The sequence below is a fragment of the Afifella sp. H1R genome, from assembly GCF_021462425.1.
Classification (GTDB): domain Bacteria; phylum Pseudomonadota; class Alphaproteobacteria; order Rhizobiales; family Afifellaceae; genus Afifella; species Afifella aestuarii.
In genome coordinates this window covers 74,439-94,098 of sequence record NZ_JAKEDY010000002.1, presented here as the reverse complement: position 1 = coordinate 94,098, position 19,660 = coordinate 74,439, and the positions used below count along the sequence as shown (strand labels likewise).

At 65.5% G+C, this 19,660-nt stretch carries 21 protein-coding genes; 4 read left to right on the top strand and 17 right to left on the bottom strand.

Annotated elements, in window-relative coordinates; all coding sequences use genetic code 11:
• Positions 1–14: 14 nt before the first annotated feature.
• The 7 genes from ribB to L0F51_RS12050 all read right to left on the bottom strand — a co-directional run bounded on the left by ribB (position 15) and on the right by L0F51_RS12050 (position 5,907).
• Positions 15–1,121, bottom strand: a complete 1,107-nt coding sequence (gene ribB / locus L0F51_RS12080; RefSeq protein WP_234629489.1) for a 3,4-dihydroxy-2-butanone-4-phosphate synthase — start codon at positions 1,119–1,121, stop codon at positions 15–17.
• Between the two features lie 2 nt (positions 1,122–1,123).
• The gene (gene aroC, locus L0F51_RS12075) at positions 1,124–2,221 is read right to left on the bottom strand and encodes a chorismate synthase (RefSeq protein ID WP_234629488.1); all 1,098 of its coding nucleotides are present in this window, start codon (positions 2,219–2,221) and stop codon (positions 1,124–1,126) included.
• A 75-nt stretch (positions 2,222–2,296) separates the two neighbouring features.
• On the bottom strand, positions 2,297–2,875 hold the full coding sequence (locus tag L0F51_RS12070) for a histidine phosphatase family protein (protein ID WP_234629487.1): 579 nt from the start codon (positions 2,873–2,875) through the stop codon (positions 2,297–2,299).
• Positions 2,872–3,915, bottom strand: coding sequence for an NAD regulator (locus L0F51_RS12065; protein ID WP_234629486.1), 1,044 nt, complete (start codon positions 3,913–3,915; stop codon positions 2,872–2,874). The genes L0F51_RS12070 and L0F51_RS12065 overlap by 4 nt, the downstream gene beginning before the upstream one ends.
• Positions 3,887–4,402, bottom strand: coding sequence for a tyrosine phosphatase family protein (locus tag L0F51_RS12060; protein ID WP_234629485.1), 516 nt, complete (start codon positions 4,400–4,402; stop codon positions 3,887–3,889). Before L0F51_RS12060 ends, L0F51_RS12065 begins: the two co-directional genes overlap by 29 nt.
• Before the next feature lie 4 nt (positions 4,403–4,406).
• Positions 4,407–5,036, bottom strand: coding sequence for an HD family hydrolase (locus tag L0F51_RS12055; RefSeq protein ID WP_234629484.1), 630 nt, complete (start codon positions 5,034–5,036; stop codon positions 4,407–4,409).
• A complete protein-coding gene (locus tag L0F51_RS12050; RefSeq protein ID WP_234629483.1) occupies positions 5,029–5,907 on the bottom strand; it encodes a folate-binding protein YgfZ in 879 nt (292 codons plus the stop codon). The genes L0F51_RS12055 and L0F51_RS12050 overlap by 8 nt, the downstream gene beginning before the upstream one ends.
• An 88-nt stretch (positions 5,908–5,995) precedes the next feature.
• Here L0F51_RS12050 and L0F51_RS12045 point away from each other — a divergent pair, with 88 nt between their 5' ends.
• Together L0F51_RS12045 and L0F51_RS12040 are read left to right on the top strand one after the other, a co-directional pair.
• The gene (locus tag L0F51_RS12045; protein WP_234629482.1) at positions 5,996–7,321 is read left to right on the top strand and encodes a dihydroorotase; all 1,326 of its coding nucleotides are present in this window, start codon (positions 5,996–5,998) and stop codon (positions 7,319–7,321) included.
• Between the two features lie 115 nt (positions 7,322–7,436).
• The gene (locus tag L0F51_RS12040) at positions 7,437–8,861 is read left to right on the top strand and encodes a polysaccharide biosynthesis C-terminal domain-containing protein (protein WP_234629481.1); all 1,425 of its coding nucleotides are present in this window, start codon (positions 7,437–7,439) and stop codon (positions 8,859–8,861) included.
• Between the two features lie 34 nt (positions 8,862–8,895).
• Here the strand turns inward: L0F51_RS12040 and L0F51_RS12035 are convergent, their stop codons facing one another.
• From L0F51_RS12035 to L0F51_RS12025, 3 genes are all read right to left on the bottom strand, one after another.
• Complete coding sequence (locus tag L0F51_RS12035; protein ID WP_234629480.1) at positions 8,896–9,645, bottom strand: hypothetical protein; 750 nt, start codon at positions 9,643–9,645, stop codon at positions 8,896–8,898.
• Between the two features lie 196 nt (positions 9,646–9,841).
• Positions 9,842–10,285 carry a TIGR02301 family protein gene (locus L0F51_RS12030; protein ID WP_234629479.1) on the bottom strand — a complete coding sequence of 148 codons (444 nt, stop codon included), beginning with the start codon at positions 10,283–10,285 and terminating at the stop codon, positions 9,842–9,844.
• A 32-nt stretch (positions 10,286–10,317) separates the two neighbouring features.
• Positions 10,318–10,782 carry an NUDIX hydrolase gene (locus tag L0F51_RS12025; RefSeq protein WP_234629478.1) on the bottom strand — a complete coding sequence of 155 codons (465 nt, stop codon included), beginning with the start codon at positions 10,780–10,782 and terminating at the stop codon, positions 10,318–10,320.
• Between the two features lie 41 nt (positions 10,783–10,823).
• On the opposite strand from L0F51_RS12025, the gene L0F51_RS12020 reads away from it, so the two are divergent.
• A complete protein-coding gene (locus L0F51_RS12020; RefSeq protein WP_234629477.1) occupies positions 10,824–11,543 on the top strand; it encodes an SOS response-associated peptidase in 720 nt (239 codons plus the stop codon).
• Here L0F51_RS12020 and L0F51_RS12015 read toward each other — a convergent pair.
• Both L0F51_RS12015 and L0F51_RS12010 read right to left on the bottom strand, forming a co-directional pair.
• Positions 11,540–12,004 carry a GNAT family acetyltransferase gene (locus L0F51_RS12015; protein WP_234629476.1) on the bottom strand — a complete coding sequence of 155 codons (465 nt, stop codon included), beginning with the start codon at positions 12,002–12,004 and terminating at the stop codon, positions 11,540–11,542. The two genes, L0F51_RS12020 and L0F51_RS12015, sit on opposite strands and share 4 nt — an antisense overlap.
• A complete protein-coding gene (locus L0F51_RS12010; RefSeq protein ID WP_234629475.1) occupies positions 12,001–13,425 on the bottom strand; it encodes an FAD-binding oxidoreductase in 1,425 nt (474 codons plus the stop codon). The genes L0F51_RS12015 and L0F51_RS12010 overlap by 4 nt, the downstream gene beginning before the upstream one ends.
• Before the next feature lie 125 nt (positions 13,426–13,550).
• Here L0F51_RS12010 and fabI point away from each other — a divergent pair, with 125 nt between their 5' ends.
• A complete protein-coding gene (gene fabI, locus L0F51_RS12005) occupies positions 13,551–14,372 on the top strand; it encodes an enoyl-ACP reductase FabI (RefSeq protein ID WP_234629474.1) in 822 nt (273 codons plus the stop codon).
• A 24-nt stretch (positions 14,373–14,396) separates the two neighbouring features.
• On the opposite strand, the gene L0F51_RS12000 is transcribed toward fabI, so the two are convergent.
• From L0F51_RS12000 to L0F51_RS11980, 5 genes are all read right to left on the bottom strand, one after another.
• Positions 14,397–14,981 carry a class I SAM-dependent methyltransferase gene (locus L0F51_RS12000; RefSeq protein ID WP_234629473.1) on the bottom strand — a complete coding sequence of 195 codons (585 nt, stop codon included), beginning with the start codon at positions 14,979–14,981 and terminating at the stop codon, positions 14,397–14,399.
• 7 nt (positions 14,982–14,988) lie between these two features.
• Entirely contained in the window at positions 14,989–16,119 is a 1,131-nt protein-coding gene (locus L0F51_RS11995) for an acyl-CoA dehydrogenase family protein (protein WP_234629472.1), read from the bottom strand.
• A complete protein-coding gene (locus L0F51_RS11990) occupies positions 16,094–17,140 on the bottom strand; it encodes a glycosyltransferase family 2 protein (protein ID WP_234629471.1) in 1,047 nt (348 codons plus the stop codon). Before L0F51_RS11990 ends, L0F51_RS11995 begins: the two co-directional genes overlap by 26 nt.
• 73 nt (positions 17,141–17,213) lie before the next feature.
• A complete protein-coding gene (locus tag L0F51_RS11985; protein WP_234629470.1) occupies positions 17,214–18,209 on the bottom strand; it encodes an MDR family oxidoreductase in 996 nt (331 codons plus the stop codon).
• 99 nt (positions 18,210–18,308) lie between these two features.
• Positions 18,309–19,553: an MFS transporter gene (locus L0F51_RS11980; RefSeq protein ID WP_234630332.1), complete on the bottom strand. Its 1,245-nt coding sequence runs from the start codon at positions 19,551–19,553 to the stop codon at positions 18,309–18,311.
• Positions 19,554–19,660: the final 107 nt, after the last annotated feature.

Sequence of the window (19,660 nt, the reverse complement as noted above, 5' to 3'; positions counted from 1 at the left end):
CGTCGGCCGATACCTCAGCCGTCGAGAATTTCCGTATCTTCGATCTCGATGCCGAAGCCTTTGAGGCCGACATAATGGCGCTCGCGCGTCGCGAGCAGCCGGATCGAGTGCACGCCGAGATCACGCAGGATCTGTGCGCCGAGGCCGACTTCCCGCCAGGCTTCCTTGCGGCCTTCCGCCGAAGCGTGGGCCTCGCCGCTCTCGATGTCGCGCATGCGCCGTGACTGCCGTGCGACGCCGACGGAACCGTCGCGCAGATAGACGATGACACCGCGGCCGCGCTTGGCGAAATCCTGCATCACGTCGTCGAGCATCTTTTTGGTGCCGAAGACGTCGTCGAGGACGGATTCCAGATGCAGGCGAACCGGAACTCCCTTCCCGTCGCGGATATCGCCGAAGACGACCGCGAGATGATCCATGGGATCGAGCGGGGTGACGAAGCTGTAGGCCGTGGCCGGGCCGGCAGGCGTGGAGATCTTTTGTTCGGTGACGCGCTCGATGAGCTTCTCGTTGCGCTGCCGCCAGGCGATGAGGTCGGCAACGGAGACGCGCACGAGATTGTGCTTTTCGGCGAAAGCCCGAACTTCCTCGCCGCGCGCCACGGTGCCGTCGTCATTGACGAGCTCGGAGAGGACGCCGACGGGCGGCAGGCCTGCGAGCTTGCAGAGATCGACACAGGCTTCCGTGTGGCCGGAGCGGACGAGAACGCCGCCGTCGCGTGCAAGAAGCGGGAACACATGGCCCGGACGCACGAAATCGGCGGCGCCGGTATTGGCGTTGGCGAGGGCCCGCACGGTCGCCGTGCGCTCTTCCGCCGAGATGCCGGTGGTGAGGCCGTGACGGAAATCGACGGAAACGGTGAAGGCGGTGTTGAGCGGCGCGTCGTTGGCGCTCACCATCGGATCGAGGCGCAGCCGTTCCGCCATGTCGCGCGGCAGCGGCGCACAGACGATGCCGCTCGTATGGCGGATGATGAAGGCCATCTTCTCCGCCGTGCAATGGACCGCGGCGACGAAGAGATCGCCTTCGTTCTCGCGGTCATCGTCATCGGTGACGACGACAATTTCGCCGCGTTCGAAGGCGCGTATCGCCTCCGCGACTTTTCCAACCTGTTCGCTCATATCTATATCTGACTGCCGCTTTGGGCTCTTTGCCTGAGATAATGGTCGGCAAGGACGAGCGCCATCATGGCCTCGCCCACCGGCACAGCACGGATGCCGACACAGGGATCGTGCCGGCCTTTGGTGAAGACGTCGACCTCTTCGCCCGTTGCCGTCACGCTCGGCACCGGCGTCAGGATGGAAGAGGTGGGTTTGACGGCGAAGCGCACGACCACCGGCTGTCCGGTGGAAATGCCGCCCAGAACGCCGCCCGCATTGTTGGACAGAAAACGCGGCCGCCCGTCATTGCCGGCGCGCATCGGATCGGCGTTTTCCTCGCCGCGAATGCGCGCCGCTTCGAAACCGTTGCCGATTTCGACGCCCTTCACCGCGTTGATCGACATCATCGCCGAAGCGAGATCCTGGTCGAGCTTGCCGTAGATCGGGGCGCCGATGCCGGCCGGCACGCCTTCAGCCACGACCTCCACGATCGCCCCGACCGAGGAGCCGGACTTGCGGATCTCGTCGAGATGGGCGGCCCATTTTTCGGCCGCTTCCGCATCGGGCGAGAAGAAGGGATTGTTGGCGGTCTCCGCCCAGTCGAAGCGGTCGCGGTCGATCGCGATGCCACCGAGCTCAACGAGCGCGCCGCGGATCGTGACGTTCGGCAGGATTTTTCGGGCGATCGCTCCGGCTGCGACCCGCATCGCCGTTTCGCGGGCCGAGGACCGGCCCCCGCCGCGATAATCGCGCACACCGTATTTGACGTCGTAGGTGTAATCGGCGTGGCCCGGCCGGTAGCGGTCGCGAATTTCGGAATAATCGCGTGAGCGCTGATCGACGTTTTCGATGAGGAGCGAAATCGGCGTGCCGGTGGTGACGGGCCCACCGGTGCGATCGTCCTCGAAGACGCCGGAGAGGATCTTGACCTGATCCGGTTCCTGCCGCTGCGTCGTGAACCGTGATTGTCCCGGCCGCCGGCGGTCGAGCTCGGCCTGGATTTCCGCTTCCGTGATCGGAATTCCCGGCGGGCAGCCATCGACGACGCAGCCGATCGCTTTGCCGTGGCTTTCGCCCCAGGTGGTGATGCGGAAAAGCTGACCGAAGGAATTGTGAGACATCTGCGCTTCTTGGCGCCCCGGCTGGACAGGGCCGTTTCTAGAAGGTTTTGGCGGCCGATAGAAGGGTCTGCGACCTCAGATTACAAGCGCTTTGCCGTCGAAGATGGCGATGATCCGGTCGTGCGGAATGAAGAATTGCGGCACGGAGGCCGACGGCATGCCCGAAAGGAGATGGAGCGCTACCCGCGTGATGCCGCCATGCGCCACGATCACCTGGCGGCCCTGGCGCGTCTTGAACCATTCGCCGAACCGCTCGGCGAGCATGGCGTAGCTCTCGCCCTCCGGAGGCACGTAATTCCATTTGTCGCGCTTGCGGGTCGCAACGGCTTCCGGATCCGCCTCGCGAAGCTCTTTGAGCGTGCGCGCCTCCCATGCCCCGAAGCAGACTTCCTTGAGCGGATCGTGGGTGACGAAAGGCTGGTCGGGCCTGCCGGCATTTTCCAGAATGATGCGCATCGTTTCCTGCGCGCGTCCGAGCGGCGAGGCGACGAACTGCCAGTCATGCTCGCCGAGAAGCGAAGGCAGCACCCGGCCGTTGCGCCGCGCCTGTTCGCGGCCGACGGCATTGATCGGAACTTCCCGCGCGCCCTGAAAGCGGCCTTCCAGGTTCCAGTCCGTCTGGCCGTGGCGAATGAGCAGAAGGACATCTCTCATAGCCGAGCTCGCAGTCGCAATCCGCCCATGGCACCCTCTTTCATGATATCTCGCCTGAACCGGAAAAGGGCGGCCGGTCGGCCCCCTGTTGAGATGCTGGTTTCGCCGGTTTGTTCCACGACTCGTGTCTGTTCCACAAGCCGCCTAAAGTTCTGTTTGTGCAGATGTCGCCCGGAAATCGCTTCCACAACCTTTTGCAATTCGGTGAGAGTGAAGGAATCGGCAATGAGCTCGAAAATGAGCGGCCGGTATTTCAGCTTGCCGCGCAGGCGCCCGATGGCCGTGGCGAGGATGCGGCGGTGGTCGAAGCGCATGGGTCGGCCGAGACGCGGCAGATCTTCCCATAAGGCGGCACTCTGGCGCCCGTCGCGCCCGGCCTCCGGCACCAGCCCAGCCTCATAAAGGAGTTCGTAGCGCTCCAGGACGCGTTCCTCGTCCCAGGGGAGGCCGTCCCAGCCGAAAGCGATCTTCACCCGCTCCTGGCGTGCAAGCGGCCGATCCGGCCGTTCCGCCGCGGGCGCCATCGCACACCACCGCTTCAGCAAGGGTTCGATCGCGGCATCGAGAATGGCAGGCCGGCCCTGGCGCCAATCCTCCCAGGGAAAATAGGCGTACCACGGGCGCCACTGGGCTCCGGATTCGCGCAACGCCGTTTCATCGTCTTCCAGGCGGCGGGTGAGCGCCAGATAGCCGACGGTCATCACATGTGGGCCGATATCGCCGCGCCTTGCATGGCGCCCGCGATCGCCGAATGTGTAAAGCTGCTCCACATAGCCGAGCTTGAGGCGCGTCTGCTCCTCCACCCAGGCGCGCAGCCCGATCTCCATGGTGCGATGCTCGACCGGGTCGAAAGGTCCGAAGGGCAGTCCGTCCTCGCCCTCCGCTTCCCCCGGCCGCACGACGAGGATGAGCGGCGTCAGCCGGTCGACGGCCACGATGGCGGCGTTGAGGCCGACTTCGATGCGCGCGCCGCCCTCGGCCCCCGTCTCGGAGGCGGGAGCGAGCGAATGCTCATTCGTCGATGGCGAGGGAGAAGACATTGCCTTCAAACGCGTTGGCGCCGCGGCCGATCGCTTCGATCGCCGCAATCATGCGTCCGTCCCGCTTCAGATAGGCGTCGGCGAGGGCGACGAGACGGCGGTTGGGTGTCGCCTGCGGCGAACGCTGGCGCAGGCGTCTCGCGACGAGATCTTCGCTCACATCCGGACGCAGCGCGCAAAAGGCGATGAAGGCGCCAGCGGTGGAGCGGCTGATGCCCGCCCAGCAATGCACGACGAGCGGCGTCGTCCGATCCCAGGCTTCCACGAAATCGAGAAAGCGCCGGATATGTTCTTGGGCCGGCAGGGTCATGCCCTGCATGGCTTCGGAAATGTCGTTGAAGCCGAGAAAGAGGTGGTTGTCCTGCGGCACGCTTTCCGGGCGCGGCACCTCGGTGCCGGCATTGATCAAGGTGGCGATGTGGCGGGCGCCACTCTGTTCGACGGTCGCCGCAAGCTTCGACAGCGGGCAGACGTAGATTTCCGGCATTTTCTCAGGCGGTCCTTGCGCGCGGCAGGGTCTCGGTCAGGGCCTCGATCTCGGCAAAACGGGCCAGGAAGCGGCGCTCTGCTTCGGTGGCGGGCCAGGGATCGAGGAGGTTCTCGTCCGGATTGAGAGACGGATCGCCAAAAAAGCGCCGCGCCTCTTTCTCCTGGAACCCCGCAAGGCGCGTCGCCTCCCAATAGGCAGCCGTTTGATCGGCCTTCTTGATCATGCGGTGAAGCTTCGGCTCGACATCGGCGGCAAGGGCGAAGCGCAGATGGATGGCATGCTGCAGACGCCGCTCCACGCCCTTGTAGTCTTCGCCCAGCACCGCCTTGAAGGGCGAGATCATGTCGCCGATGACATATTCCGGCGCGTCGTGGAGGAGAGCGAAAAGACGCTCCTCCGCGGTGATCTCGGGTTTCAACTCGGCCAGCAGAGCCTCCACCAGAAGCGAATGCTGCGCCACCGAATAGGCATGGTCGCCCCGCGTCTGGCCGTTCCAGCGCGCGACGCGCGCAAGCCCATGCGCGATGTCGCCGAGTTCCACGTCGAGCGGCGAGGGGTCGAGAAGATCGAGCCGGCGGCCCGACAGCATCCGCTGCCAGGCGCGTGCAGGGGCGTTTGCCCGGTCAGCCATTGTTCGAAGTCCCGCCGGTCTCTGTCCCCGTTCCAGTGGACGGCCAGGAATAGGTCGCCCATTCGGGCAGTTTCGCCGTCACGGTGATGCGGCCGGCCGAGACGGGGAGATCCTGCTCCAGGGCCTCGGCGAGCCGGTCGAGGCGGACAAGGCCGATGCCTTTGCCATTGGCAGACGAGCCGAAGCGACCGATGGCCCGTTCGCCGGCCATGATCTCCGCACCGGTTTCGGGGAGGGGACTGCCGTCTTCGACCGCCTCGATCGCAATGATGCGCCGCCGGGCCGTGCCGCGATGCTGCATGCGTGAGACGACCTCCTGCCCGACATAGCAGCCCTTCTGGAAGGACACGCCGTGAAGGCTGTCCATCGCCGCATCGTGGGGAAAGGTATCGCCGAAGACGAAATCGATGCCGCCTTCGGGGATGCCGCAGGCGATGCGGTGGGCATGATAGGCGGCAAGATCGGCATCGGCAGAGACGCTGTCTGGCGCGGCGACGAAGCGGCGTCCGAGCGCGGCCAGTCTTGGATCCGCCGGCACCTCGGATGCTGCATCGCCGTCACTCCACTGGGCAAAGACGGCGAGGTCGTCTGCGCGAGACAACTCGACCTTGGCGCGCAGACGGTAAAGCGTCATCCGCTTGACGAAATTTTCCGCCTCCTCGGACCGGAGATCGACGAGAAAATCTTCGCCCCGGCGATGGATGAGGAAGTCGAAGAGAATTTTGCCCTGCGGTGACAGGAGCGCGCCATAGGCGATGCCCGCGCTCTCCACCTCGTCCATCGAAGAGGTGACGAGATTGTGCAGGAGGTTGTGCGCGTCCGGCCCTTTCACCAGGACCACGGCTCTGTCGGTCAAACGTGCAAGCGGCATGATCAAATCCTCGACACTCAGCTAAGGCGTATGCGGTGCGGGGGCAATCCTGCTTGCGTTCAAAGCCGGCAATTGGCAAGCAGCGAGCATGGCTCAGAACTTCGATCTTCTCGTCCGTGGCGCGATCCTCATCAACCACGACGGCATCGGCCCGCGCGACATTGGCGTGAAGGGCGGTCGCATCGCCGCTCTCGGCGACCTTTCCGGCGCCGACGCCGGCGAGGTCATCGACGCAACCGGTCTGCACATTCTACCGGGCGTCATCGACACGCAGGTGCATTTCCGCGAACCGGGCGCCGAACACAAGGAGGATCTGGAAACGGGTTCCCGTGCGGCGGTACTCGGCGGCGTCACCGCCGTCTTCGAAATGCCCAACACCAAGCCTTTGACGACCTCCGCGGAAATGCTGGCCGACAAGCTTGCCCGGGCGCACGGGCGCATGCATTGCGACCACGCCTTCTGGGTTGGCGGCACCCATGCCAATGCGAAGGATGTGGCCGAGTTGGAGCGTCTGCCGGGCGCGGCCGGCATCAAGGTCTTCATGGGCTCCTCGACCGGCGATCTTCTCGTGGCCGACGACGAGGGCGTCGAGGCGATCTTGAGGAACACCCGCCGCCGTGCCGCCTTCCACAGCGAAGACGAGATGCGGCTGAAGGCGCGGCTCGACGAGCGGCGCGAGAACGACCCGTCGAGCCATCCCGTCTGGCGTGATGTGGAGGCGGCGCTTTCCTCCACCCGCAGGCTCGTTGCGATCGCCAGGCGCACCGGCGCGGCGATCCATATCCTGCATGTCTCCACGGCCGAGGAGATGGCCTTTCTCGCCGCGCATAAGGATGTCGCCTCGATCGAGGTGACGCCGCACCATCTGACGCTGTCGGCGGAGGAATATGGCCGTCTCGGCACGCTCTTGCAGATGAACCCGCCGGTGCGCGGGGCGGAACATCGTGCGGCGCTGTGGAAGGGTGTGGAAAATGGCACGGCCGACATTCTGGGCTCCGACCATGCCCCGCACACTCTGGAGGAAAAGGCTGCGGTCTATCCGGCCTCGCCCTCGGGCATGCCGGGTGTACAGACGCTTCTGCCGGTCATGCTCGACCATGCCGCAAAGGGGCGGCTTTCGCTTCTGCGCTTGATGGACATGACGAGTGCCGGTCCGGCGCGGCTCTTCGGCATTCGTGGCAAGGGCCGCGTCGCGGTGGGCTACGACGCCGATTTGACCCTCGTCGATCTGAAGCGGGAGACGACGATCACCAACGCGTCGATGGGCTCGCGGTCCAACTGGACGCCCTATGACGGCAAGACGATCACGGGTGCCCCGGTCGGAACGATCATCCGCGGCAGGCGGGTGATGTGGGAGGGCGAGATCACCACGGCCTCGATGGGCGAGCCGGTGCGGTTCTGGGCTTCGGCTTGAGGCGTCACACGAACCCAAATTCTTTCAAGGCGTTCTTAACTCCGTTTCGTGAGCTTTCTCTGCAAATGCAACGGATCTGCTAAGGAGTGGATAACCACCAGCGGGAGCTCTCGCATTGATTCCTGATCAGGAGATGCCGGCAGGCCGTGTGCGCGGCTTCCTGGCGCTTGCCCGCAATGTCCTCGCCAACAGCGATGAACGGGCTCGCGCGCGCCGCGCCTCTCTGATCGCTCTTGCCCTGCGTGTCGCGAACGCCGTTCTCGCTTACGGAACCCAGGTCGTTCTGGCGCGCCTGATGGGGCAGTTCGAATACGGCATCTTCGCCTTCACCTGGGTCTGGCTTCTCGTCTTCGGCGCGATCAGCACATTGGGCTTCGGCGATTCGCCAGTGCGCTATGTGGCGGCTTTGCGCGAGACCGGCGAGGACGATCAACTCCGCGGATTTCTGCGCTTTGCGGGGATAGCGTCGTTTGCGGCACCCGTCATCTTCGCGGTGCTCTTCGCCCTCGGCGTCTATTTTGCCGGGTCGTGGATCGAGAATGCCTACGTCTATCCGCTTTTATTGATGGCGGTGGCGATGCCCTTCGGCTGCTTCCAGGCCTATCTGGAAGATGTCGGGCGCGCCTATTTCTGGACGATGCCGGCCTTGTTCCCGGTCTATATCCTGCGCCACTCGCTCATTCTCGTGTATATGGTGGCGGCCGTGGCGCTCGGCTTCGAAGCGAGCGCCGTGACGGCCTTTGCCTGCACCATTCTGGCGATGGCGACGGCGACCATCTGGCAATCCTACCAGATCCTCGGCCGTCTCAAGAAAACGGTCCCGCCCGGCCCACGCGCCTACCGGCCGAAGGAATGGTTCATCGGCTCCGCGCCGTTCGCCGTCTTGCAGGGGATGTTCCACCTCTTCGCCTATATGGCGGTGATCGTGCTCTCCTTCTTCGTGAGCCCGGCGCAGATCGGCATCTATTTCGCGGCGACGCGGATCGTGCAGGTGGTGGCCTTCATCCCCTATGCGGCCTCCGTCGGCTCGGCGCATCTCTTCTCCGCGAGCCATGCGGCAGGCGATCAGGCGCGGCTGACGACGCTGACACGCGAAGTGAGCCTCGTGACCTTCGTGGCCTCGACGGGTGTCACGGTCCTCGTCGTCACCACGGGCCTGTGGCTCCTGCAGCTCTTCGGTGACGGCTTCGAGGCGGGCTACAACGTCCTCCTCATCCTCTCCATCGGCATGGTGGCGCGGGCGATCTTCGGGCCGGCCGAGGACATCCTCAACATGACCGGCTTCAGCCACCTCTCGGCCACGACCTATGTGGTGATGGTGGTGATCAACGGCGTGCTCAACGTCGCCCTGATCATTCCTTTCGGGATCACCGGGGCCGCGATCGCGACGACGCTTGCGCTCTCCATCCGCTCCATCTGGCTCGCATGGGCCGTGCGCCAGAGGCTCGGCCTCGATACCAGCATCGTCGGCGCCTGGGCGCTCCTTGCCGAGACGGTCGGGCGTTGGCGCAAAGGCAAGGCGGCAAACCCCGCACAATAGGTCCGGCGGGGCTTCCTTATTCTCGCGCCGGGGCTCAGTCGCCCGCCAGGAAGAAATGCCAGCGCCCGTCCGGGCTGATGCCGAGACGGAAGAAGATGTAGGCGCCGTAGGACTGGATATCCTGCCAGTCGCCGGCCGTGATCAGCGTGAAGAGCTGCACCATCTGCTGCGGCGAGAGCCGGTCGAGCGGGTAGCGCGCGAAATACGGCCAGAGATACATCGCATTGGGGCTGTCGCGATCGACATAGAGGAAATCGCTCTCCAGGATTTCCAGCATGATGGCGAGCATCTCCCGGCCTTCCGGATCGCCGGACAGAGATTTGAGATATTCGATCGGATCGCCGACATTGTCGAAGCCGAAGGCCGGCGCCGGATCCTGCGCCTCGATCAGGGGTCTGAGCCGCTCGATATCGCCGGAGAGCGCCGCCTCGTGCAGCGCTTCCCAGGTCTTGCGCACGGGCTCCGGCATCGCCTGCTCGCCCTTCAGGACATCGAGATATTCCGGCACGGCCTTGCCGGGCTCGGCCGCCGCCTGCGGATCTCGAGGCGCGGCCTCTCTCGGCGCTTCGCGCGTCTGACCGGTTTCCGGCTCCGGCTCGCCTTCCTCCTCCGATGGGCCCTCGGCCGGTGTGGCGGGTGCCGGTGTCGCCTGATCGTCAGAGGCGGCCGGCGGAGCGTTCTCCGGGGCGGCGCCGTCTTGCGCAAAGGCGGCTGTGCCGAGCCCAAGGCAGAATACCGTCGCGATCGCGGCAACGCCCCCAAACCTCCGAGCTTTCCGGGCCACGGATCGCTCCGATCGATGGTTTCTCTGTGTCGATGCGGCCAAGGCCCTGACGGCGCCCGCTGCGGCTGTGTCGGTCATCTCGACCAATCCCCCTTTTTGCCCATCGCGAATATCTGCCGGATTCGATGGCGAGAGCGAGGCAGCTCGCAAATTCCGGCAAGACGCCCCGCCAGTTTCCGTCTCCCGGCTGCCGCCTTCACTGCCCGTAGCGGGTGCGGATATCGGAGGCGATCTCCGCGCTTTCCTTCAGATAGCGGGCGATGCTCGCCTCGGCCGCCGGCGTGCAGGTCTCATAGACGGCGTTGTAGGTTTCAAAGCCGTGGTTGAAGCGCCCGATGAGGCGCGCCTTGCGCTCCGGGCCCGGCGCCTCGGCGGCGAGCATCGCCTCCATATCGGCCTTCCAGGCGGGCCCGTCTTCCGCCCCGCAGAGATTGCGCAGGAAATAGAGGGCGCCCAGAAGTTCCGACAGGCGCAGAAGCTTCGGTTCGTAGATCGGGGGCGGCGGTTCGGAGGATTTCTGCGAAGCCGCAGCGTCGCCGCCTTCCTGCGCAGCGGCCTTCCCGACGAAGCCGATGCAAGGCTGGCCGACCCCGAGAGAGGTCAAAATCACGAGGATCAGAAGAAAAGAAAGACGCCGCATCCTTGCGATCATGCGCCGGGGTCTTTCTCTCTTCAAGACGATGCCAGGGCACATGCCCCGTCCTCCTTATGTGCGGCGCCTGCGGCGATGGCGTGTGCGATGAATGCGATCGCGCCGGGCGTGAGAGGCAGCCCTCCGACCTCCTCGAAGGGCACGAAGAGCGCGCGGTCGACGTCGTCACCAGCCGCGGGTTCGCCGCCGCAATGATGGCCGGTGAAGACTTCGAGGCGTTTCGATGGGGTGCCGCCCGTCTCATGGCGTCCGAGCGAGACGAGGGGGCCGGCCGGAAGTCCCGTCTCCTCCATCAGCTCGCGGCGTGCCGCTGCTTCTGCTGTTTCGCCGGGCTCCACATGGCCGCCGGGGAAGCTCCAGATGGCGCTGAAGGGCGGTTTGCTGCGGCGGACCAGGAGGACGGCCGTGCGCTTGAGAAGCACGACGCTCGCGCCATCGACAGGATCCGTGGCCGGTCGTTCTGAACTCGTGCCCGGCTTTGTCATCCGCTCTCCCTTTTGCCGCATGGCGCTGATACACAGAGCCTATGTGCGGACGCTTCGTTCTGGCCATGCCGGCCGACGTCATCAAGGAGCTTTTCAACCTCGCCGTTTTCGACGAGCGTCTCCTGCCGCCCCGCTACAACATCGCCCCGACGCAGCCGATCGTCGTCATCCGCCAGGGCTTCGACGGCGTCGAAGGCGTCCCCATGCGCTGGGGTTTCCTGCCGTCCTGGGTCAAGGACACGACGCGCTTTCCGCTCCTCATCAATGCGCGGGCGGAGGATATCCGCGAAAAGCCGGCGTTTCGCAACGCCATTCGCAGGCGCCGCTGCCTCGTCCCGGCCTCTGGGTTCTACGAATGGCAGGCGCGCGGCAAAGGCCCGAAGCAACCCTATTGGATCGCGCCCAAGGCGGGCGGGCCGGTCGCCTTCGCCGGGATCTGGGAAACCTGGATCGGCACGGACGGAAGCGAGATCGACACCGCCGCCATCATCACGGTCGCGGCCGAAGCGCCGCTCGACGAGGTGCATCATCGGCGCCCGGCGATGATCGCGCCGGAGAATTTTGCGCTGTGGCTTTCGGGCGAGGAGACGACCGATGCGGCCTTGTCGATCCTCACCGATCTCGGGGCGGAGACATTGCAGGCGACACCGGTCTCGCGACGGGTCAACCGTGTCGCCGACGACGATCCGGGTCTGATCGAGCCGGTGTCGGAGGAAGAGGAGGCGCCACCGGCAAGGCCGGTGCAGCAGCGGTTGCTTTAATCGGCTTGTGGCTTTTCCGCCGACGGGATTTCTTTCTGCATGCAGATGCGGTCCTGGGCGTGGAAGCCGAGCGCTTCGTAAAAGCCTTTGGCGACTTCGTTATCACCACGGATGAGCAGGTTGAGCTTCCAGATGCCTTTTGCCGCAAGCCATGCCTCGGCCGCCGCCATCATCTCCCGGCCGAAACCCTGGCCACGCCAATCGGGGTCGGTCGCGACGTAATAGACGGCGCCACGATGCCCGTCATGGCCGACCATCACTGAGGCGACGAGGTGATCGTCCTCAGGCCGGCGCCCGACGAGGATCGTGCTCGCCGGTGCGGCAAGGGCGAAGCGGATATCCTGGCGTGGGTCGTTCCAGGGGCGGGTCAGGCCGGCGCGCTCGAAAAGGGCGACAAGCGCGTCCTCGTCTTTGCCCCCAATATCGCCGCTGTCGAACTCAGCGATCGAAAGCGACGTCACAGCATGCGTCCCGGGTTCAGGATGCCGTTCGGATCGAAGGCCGTCTTGATCCGGCGCATGAGGTCGAGCTCGATCCCGCTTTTGACCTCCGCGAGGAGTTTGCGTTTCAGCCGTCCGATACCGTGCTCGGCGGAGATCGAGCCGGACAGCTCTCCGACGATGCCGTGAACGACCGTATTCACCTCGTCCCAGCGGGCGAGGAATTCCTCACGGTCGGCGCCGACGGGCTGGCTCACATTGTAATGGATGTTGCCGTCGCCGAGATGGCCGAAGGGCAGGGGGCGCGCGCCGGGCACGGCCTCTATGACGGCCGCCGACGCACGCTTCAAGAATTCGGGGATCTTGGCGACCGGCACGGAGACGTCGTGCTTGATGGAGCCGCCTTCCTTCTTCTGCACTTCGCTCATCGTGTGGCGGATGTGCCAGAACTCGGCCGCCTGGGCGAGGGAGGCTGCCGGGGCGCCATCGAGCACTTCCTCCGCCTCGAACGCGGCTTCGAGCGTCGTCTCCATCAGCTCGCTCGCCTCCGCCTCGCTGCGACCGGAGGAAATCTCGACGAGGCAGTACCATGGATAGGGGGCCTCAAGCGGATCGCGCGTGCCCTCCTGGTGCCTGAGCACGAAATCGATCCCGAGGCGCGGCATCAGCTCAAAGCCGGTGAGAGCCGAGCCGGCTGTCTGCGAAAACCGGCGAAACAGTGTGAGGGCGGTCTCAGGATCTTCGACCGCGAGAAAGGCGACGGCGCGGCCCTTGGGAGCGGGAAAGAGCCTGAGGGACGCCGCCGTGATGACGCCGAGCGTGCCTTCCGATCCGATGAAAAGCTGTTTCAGATCGTAGCCGGTATTGTCTTTCCTGAGGCGGCGCAGCCCGTTCCAGATGGTGCCGTCGGCCATGACCACCTCGAGGCCGAGCACGAGATCGCGGGTATTGCCGTAGGCGAGTACGCCCGTGCCGCCGGCATTGGTGGCGATGTTGCCGCCGATGCGACAGGAGCCCTGTGCGCCGAGCGACAGAGGAAAGAACAGACCCGCTTCGGCCGCGGCCTTCTGGATCTCTTCCAAGACGACACCCGCCTCGGCGACGAGGGTTGCCCCGTCGCGGTCGACGTCGCGAATCGCTTTCAGTCTTTCGAGCGTCAGAACGACTTCGCGACCGCTTTCGTCCGGAACCTGGGCCCCTACGAGCCCGGTATTGCCGCCCTGCGGCACGATCGGCACGCCGGTCTCGTTGGCAAAGCGCAGGATGCCTGCGACTTCATCGGGCGACGCCGGCCGGACGACAGCCGCCGGCACGCCGAAATAGAGATCGCGCCATTCCACACAATAAGGCCGTGTTTCCTCAGGCCTGGTGAGGACATGCGTCTCGCCGACGATGGCAGATAGGGCCGAGACGACGGCCTGTTGGGTCGGGGTGTCGTTCATCGCAGCGACATTAGCAGCTGGCGTCAGGAGGTGAAGCCCTGCTTGCGGCACTCAGAATCCCGTGCCATTACGGCAGCGTTCATGGGGCGCCGGGCGTCGCGAAGGGCAAAGCAAACGGAAGAAATATGACCGCAGCAAACGGCATCATGGCGGGTAAACGTGGACTGATCCTCGGAATCGCCAACAATCGATCCATTGCATGGGGCATCGCCAAGGCAGCGCGCGACGCCGGGGCGCAGCTTGCGCTCACCTATCAGGGCGACGCTCTGAAGAAGCGTGTGGAACCGCTTGCCAAAGAGCTCGACGCGCTGGTGGTCGGCCATTGCGACGTGACGGACGGCGCGACGATGGACGCCATTTTCGAGACGATCCGCGAAGAATGGGGTGGCCTCGATTTTCTCGTCCATGCGGTTGCCTATTCCGACAAGGACGAGCTCGACGGCCGCTATCTCGACACGACCGAGGCGAACTTCAACAAATCGCTCTACGTCTCCTGCTACTCGCTGACGGCGCTGGCGCAGCGCGCCGAGAAGCTGATGACGAATGGCGGCTCGATCCTGACGCTCACCTATTACGGGGCGGAAAAGGTGATGCCGCATTACAACGTCATGGGCGTGGCCAAGGCGGCGCTCGAGGCGAGCGTGCGCTATCTGGCCGTCGATCTCGGCCCGTCCGGCATTCGCGTCAACGCGATCTCCGCCGGCCCGATCAAGACGCTGGCCGCCTCCGCCATCGGCGATTTCCGCTACATCTTGAAGTGGAACGAGTGCAACGCCCCGCTCCGCCGCACCGTCACACCGGACGATGTCGGCCAGTCGGCGCTTTACCTCCTCTCCGATATGGGACGTGCGGTCACCGGCGAAGTGCATCATGTCGATGCCGGCTATCACGTCGTCGGCATGAAGGCGGTCGACGCGCCGGACATCACGACGGTCCTGAAGGAATAGCCGAAAGCGCGATCGCGGCGGGCGTCACGGGCGGATGAGCGCATCCACCCGGTAATGTGCCCGGGCTTTGTGCCACACAGGCACAAGCTGCCGCTCGAGAGTTTTCCGCAAGACTCCGTGCGCGAGAGCCGGATGCACCGCCGCGTCCGAAAAAGGCCGCACATGGTGCACGAGGACGATGCGCCCGCCGCGCGCAAGGCGGGCCGGAAGCTCCGCGGCCAGTCGGCGAAGGGCTCTTTCACTGAGATAATAGGCGATCTCCGAGGCGACGATGAGGTCGAATTCGCCCCTCGGCAGATCGTGCGGCAACACCGCCTTGCGGAAGCTGACGGAGGCGAGGTCGGCACAGTCTCGTCTCGCTTCGGCAAGCGCCGTCGGCGAGGCGTCGAGCGCGAGAAGCCGGAGCGTGAGAGGGGCGAGCGCCCGGCTCGTCACGCCGATGGCGCAGCCGAGCTCCAGCCCGCGGGCATAAGGCCCGCTGCCGGCCGCAGCGACGAGATCGCGGCGCTTCATTTCTTCAAAGGATGAGCTTCGATAGCGCCAGGGGTCGATGTCGTGGCGGAATTTCGCTTCAAACCCGTCCGGATCGATTGCAGCGCGCGGCGTCATTCGTACCTCAGTCGCAACGGATGTCGCGAGGAGGTTTCCCGAGGACGAAGCGTTCTTCGGTAAGCGCCTCGCCCACGGCCGTGAGCGCGCCGTCGGGATTGGGCTGTCGGAGATAGGTTCTGAGATCGCGGTCGAGCCGCTCCAGCGGGTGCGGCTGCATCAGCCCCGCCGCGCCGACAGCACGCTCCGCTGTCGCGAGCACCTCCATGGCGAGCCTTTCGATGGCAAGGCGCATGGCATTGGCGGTGGCGATCGCCTGCGCCTGTTCGGCGTCCGCGGGCGTCCCGAGGCAACCCCGGCACCAGGCCGCGGCCGCGCGGGCGAACCAGCCGTAGCCGCCCTCGATCGCAAGCGCCATCTCGCCGAGCCTGTGCGTCTGATAGGGGTTATCCGCGCGTCCCGTGCGTGTCAGGTGCGCGCGGGCGGCATCGAGAACGGCATGCGCTCCGCCGAGCTGAACGGCAGCAAAGCGGATGGCGCCGGCGGAAAACCAGGGCTGGCGCACATAATCGCCTGGCCGGCCGAGAAACCATTCCGGTGCGACCTCGACGCCCGAGAAATCGACGACGTGACTGCCGGAAGCCTTCATGCCGAGCGGCCGCCACCAGTTGCGATCGACCGGCCTGTCACCGACCGGCACGATCAGCATTTGCCGGCCTCCCGGCTCTTCGACCGTGACGATGGCGTGCGAGAGACCATCGACGCCCGAGGCGAAGTTCTTGGCGCCGACGAATGCACCATCTTCGAGCGTGAGCGGCTGGCCCGGCGCGTCCGTGTTCCAGACGCCGAAGATGCGACCGCGTCTCGCCTCTGCCTGGTAATGGCTCTCTTGCGCCTTGGAGCCGAACAGCGCGATGAGCTGCAGCGCGTTCACATGGCCTTCGAAGATGCGCCCGACATTGAGATCGCCGCGCCCGACGGCGGCAAGCAGATAAAGGAGATCCTCCATCCGCTCCGCCGACAGAAGCGGCCCGGAGAGGAGACCCGCCTCGGCGAGGATGGCGAAACCCTCCGCCGGAAACGAGCCTGCCGCGTCGTGGCGGGCCGCTTCGGCGCCGATTTTGGTTGCGAGTGTGCCAAGATCGAGCGGTTCGGACTGATCGGGCGCGCGCTCAGGCCGCGAAGCTGTTTGCAGCATGGTTCAGTCGCTCCTCAAGGTAGGACAGTGCCTCTTCGACCGGCATGGTGCGCGGCGCGTCCGGCTCGTCGCCGGCCAGCCTTTCGATCAGCGCAAGAGGTGGTTCGGCCGCCGAAACCGGCAGGTTGGAAAGCGTCTGCTCCGTCGAAGCGTTCCGCCAGGTGCCGTCGGCAGCTGCGAGGTCCCGCAGGCGGCGACGAAGCCGGAAGCGCGCCTCGGCACGTTCCGGCGCTTCCACAAGCAGAGGCCGGTGGGCTTCTTCCTCCTCAAGCCAGGCGGCAATGCAATCGGCCATGCCGCCCTTCGCGCGGCCTTCAAGACGCGCCGAGACGATGACTTCCACTTCCGGCGCATGCCTGAGCCGGGCGCCCTGCGCTCGGGCGCGGCTGACGAGCGCGAGGTCTTCGCGGTGGGGCACAGCGGGGAGACCTCCGAGGTCGCGATAGAGCTCCGTCCGCAGTGCGAGACTGGCGCCTGTATGGTCCGAGTGGCGCGGCCAGGGATCGTAGGGCAGGGGATCGATCAGGGCTGCGAGACGGTCGAGAAGTTCCTGGTAGCGGGCGACGAGCCGGGCGCGCCGCATGAAGCCGGGGCCGAGCCTTCGTTCTTCCTCCTCGTCGCCCACGAGGTGGCCGGCGACGATATCGGCACCCTTGCGCAGCGCGATCAGATTGGCGAGCACCCAATCGGGGGCGGGCCTCGCGTCGGCATCGGTCGTCAGGATGACGGTGGCACCGCTGGCTGCGGCCTCTTCCATCGCCATGCGGCGGGCAATGCCGACATGGTTGTCGCTGCCCGTGAGCGTCACTTCGATGAGCCTGAGCGCGATGTGCGGGGCGCTCGCCGCGGCCGCGCGTGCGACGGCGGCCGAGGCGTCTGTGCAATTGTTGCAGACGATGACGACGGGCAGACGGTGCCCGCCGGCAAGCCAGGTCTGCCGGGCGAGAGCTCCGATCAGCTGTGGCAGGCGTTCTTCTTCATTGCGGGCGGGAACCGCCACAACCGGGTGGAACGAGGGCAATTTTGGGCCTCACGGAAGACACGACGCCTCCCACAACACATGAGGCCCAATTTGGTTACCGCTCGTTAGCTGGCTACGACGCGATATTGACCACGAGCCGGCCGCGCACCTTGCCGGCGAGGAGGTCGGACGTCGCCTGCTCGATATCGGAAAATGCGATTTCGCGTGTGATCGAGGTGAGCTTCTCGCGGTCGAGATCGCTCGCAATCCGCTGCCAGGCGAGTTCGCGGATCGCTTTCGGAGCCATCACCGAATCGATGCCGAGAAGCGAGACGCCGCGCAGGATGAACGGTGCGACGGAGGCTGGGAGATCCATGCCGCCGGCAAGGCCGCAGCAGGCGACGGCCCCGCCGTACTTCGTCTGCGCGAGCACATTGGCGAGGGTCACGGAGCCGACAGCATCGACGCCGCCGACCCAGCGCTCCTTGCCGAGAGGCTTGCCGGGTTCGGAGAGCTCCTTGCGGTCGATGATCTCGGAGGCGCCGAGGCTCTTCAGATAATCGGCCTCTTCGCTGCGCCCGGTCGAGGCGATCACGTGATAGCCGAGTTTGCCGAGAAGAGCGGTCGCAACGGAGCCGACCCCACCGGTGGCGCCTGTGACGACGACTGGACCGCGATCCGGGGTGATCTGATGGCGCTCAAGGGCAATGACGCACAGCATCGCCGTATAGCCGGCCGTGCCGACCGACATCGCCTCTGCCGCCGAGAGCGTCTCGGGTTGGCGGATGAGCCAGTCGGCCTTCACCCGCGCCATCCCGGCATAGGCGCCATAATGCGTTTCACCCAGGCCGAAACCGTTCAGGATCACACGGTCGCCGGGCTTGAAGGCGCCGGTATCGCAGGAGACGACCTCGCCTGCGAGATCGATGCCCGGGATCATCGGCCAGCGCCGAATGACCGGACCCTTGCCGGTGACGGCGAGCGCATCTTTGTAGTTCACCGTCGAATGCGTGACGCGGACGAGCGTGTCGCCTTCCATGAGGTCGTCGGTCGTCAGATCGACATGCGATAGAGACTGCTTCTTGTCCTCGTCCCGATCGATCAGGATGGCTTTGAAGGTTTCGGCCATGGGGGGATCTCCCTGTTGTCGCGGTCACGTTGCGCAGATGAGGCCGCCGCGCAAGGGGACAAGAGGGAGGCAGGTTTTCGCTGTCCGATCAGCTTGCCGTCACGAGGCAAAACGCGGCTCGGCCGCCTGCTCGCGGATCGGCCAGTGCACGATGGCCGCAAACAGCCCGAGCCCCACGCCGAGCCACCAGACTTCGTCGTAGGAGCCGGTCTTGTCGTAGAGATAGCCACCGAGCCAGACGCCGAGGAAGGAGCCGACCTGGTGGGAGAGGAAGACGATCCCGCCCAAAAGACCGAGATGGCGCGTGCCGAACATGATGGCGACGAGCGCATTGGTGGGCGGCACCGTCGACAGCCACAAGAGCCCGATCACCACGGAGAAGATGACCACCGAAGCGGGGCTGGGCGGTGCCAAGAGGAAGATCGTGATGGCGAGTGAGCGCGCGAGATAGATCAGCGCGAGGAAGATCGGCTTCGAGTGGCGCTCGCCGATGGCGCCGGAGGCGATCGAGCCGATGATGTTGAAGAAGCCGATCAGGCTGATCGCGATCACCGCCCAGCGCGGCGACAGGCCGAGATCGGCGATATAGGCCGGAAAATGCGCGGTGATGAAGGCGACCTGGAAGCCGCAGACGAAGAAGCCGCAGAACAGAAGCACGAAGCTGCGGTGGCGCAGGGCCTGGGTGAGGGCTTCGGCGACGCTCTGCTCGGTCTCTCCCGGCTTGAGCTGATGGCGCGGCTGGCCGCGCAGGGGGATCGCGGCAAGTGGAATGAGTGCCATCAAGATGGCGAGACCGATCAGGGCGTCCGACCAGCCGAGCGCATCGATCATCGCCTGCGAAATCGGTGCGAAGGCGAACATGCCGAAAGAGCCGGCGGCGGTCGCCAGACCAAAGACGAAGGAGCGCCGTTCCGGCGGCACGCGGCGGGCAAGGGCTGCCATGACGACGCCGAAGGAGCCGGCTGCAACCGCAAGACCGACGAGCACGCCGCCGCCGATATGAAGCCAGAAGGGCGCCGGCGAATAGGCCATGACGACGAGGCCGGCAGCGTAAAGGAGAGCGCTCGCGACGAGCACCCGCGCCGTGCCGAAGCGGTCCGCCATCGCCCCGAAGAAAGGCTGGCCGAGGCCCCAGGCAATGTTCTGGATCGCCATCGCGAGCCCGAAGGTGGTGCGGTCCCAACCCCGGTCCGTGAGAAGCGGGATCTGGAAGAAGCCCATGGCCGAGCGCGGCCCGAAGGTGAGAAGCGCCACCGTGCAACCGGCAAGGATGATCGCCCATGGCAGGGCGGCATGTCCGGTGCCGGACACCAGATTGCCTGAGCCGGCAGATTGACCGCGCATCGTCATGAGGCCTATCCCGCAAAGAAAGCGAGGATAGCCTGAGACTTTCCGCCGCGGAAAACGAAAAGACCTTATCTTGCTTTTGAGAGATTCTGAATTGGAGTTGG

Coding starts and splice junctions, on each gene's coding strand:
- ribB (WP_234629489.1), bottom strand. CDS start 1,121: ATGAGCGAACAGGTTGGAAAAGTCGCGGAGGCGATACGCGCCTTCGAA.
- aroC (WP_234629488.1), bottom strand. CDS start 2,221: ATGTCTCACAATTCCTTCGGTCAGCTTTTCCGCATCACCACCTGGGGC.
- L0F51_RS12070 (WP_234629487.1), bottom strand. CDS start 2,875: ATGAGAGATGTCCTTCTGCTCATTCGCCACGGCCAGACGGACTGGAAC.
- L0F51_RS12065 (WP_234629486.1), bottom strand. CDS start 3,915: ATGTCTTCTCCCTCGCCATCGACGAATGAGCATTCGCTCGCTCCCGCC.
- L0F51_RS12060 (WP_234629485.1), bottom strand. CDS start 4,402: ATGCCGGAAATCTACGTCTGCCCGCTGTCGAAGCTTGCGGCGACCGTC.
- L0F51_RS12055 (WP_234629484.1), bottom strand. CDS start 5,036: ATGGCTGACCGGGCAAACGCCCCTGCACGCGCCTGGCAGCGGATGCTG.
- L0F51_RS12050 (WP_234629483.1), bottom strand. CDS start 5,907: ATGCCGCTTGCACGTTTGACCGACAGAGCCGTGGTCCTGGTGAAAGGG.
- L0F51_RS12045 (WP_234629482.1), top strand. CDS start 5,996: ATGGCTCAGAACTTCGATCTTCTCGTCCGTGGCGCGATCCTCATCAAC.
- L0F51_RS12030 (WP_234629479.1), bottom strand. CDS start 10,285: ATGCGGCGTCTTTCTTTTCTTCTGATCCTCGTGATTTTGACCTCTCTC.
- L0F51_RS12025 (WP_234629478.1), bottom strand. CDS start 10,782: ATGACAAAGCCGGGCACGAGTTCAGAACGACCGGCCACGGATCCTGTC.
- L0F51_RS12020 (WP_234629477.1), top strand. CDS start 10,824: ATGTGCGGACGCTTCGTTCTGGCCATGCCGGCCGACGTCATCAAGGAG.
- L0F51_RS12010 (WP_234629475.1), bottom strand. CDS start 13,425: ATGAACGACACCCCGACCCAACAGGCCGTCGTCTCGGCCCTATCTGCC.
- fabI (WP_234629474.1), top strand. CDS start 13,551: ATGACCGCAGCAAACGGCATCATGGCGGGTAAACGTGGACTGATCCTC.
- L0F51_RS12000 (WP_234629473.1), bottom strand. CDS start 14,981: ATGACGCCGCGCGCTGCAATCGATCCGGACGGGTTTGAAGCGAAATTC.
- L0F51_RS11995 (WP_234629472.1), bottom strand. CDS start 16,119: ATGCTGCAAACAGCTTCGCGGCCTGAGCGCGCGCCCGATCAGTCCGAA.
- L0F51_RS11985 (WP_234629470.1), bottom strand. CDS start 18,209: ATGGCCGAAACCTTCAAAGCCATCCTGATCGATCGGGACGAGGACAAG.
- L0F51_RS11980 (WP_234630332.1), bottom strand. CDS start 19,553: ATGCGCGGTCAATCTGCCGGCTCAGGCAATCTGGTGTCCGGCACCGGA.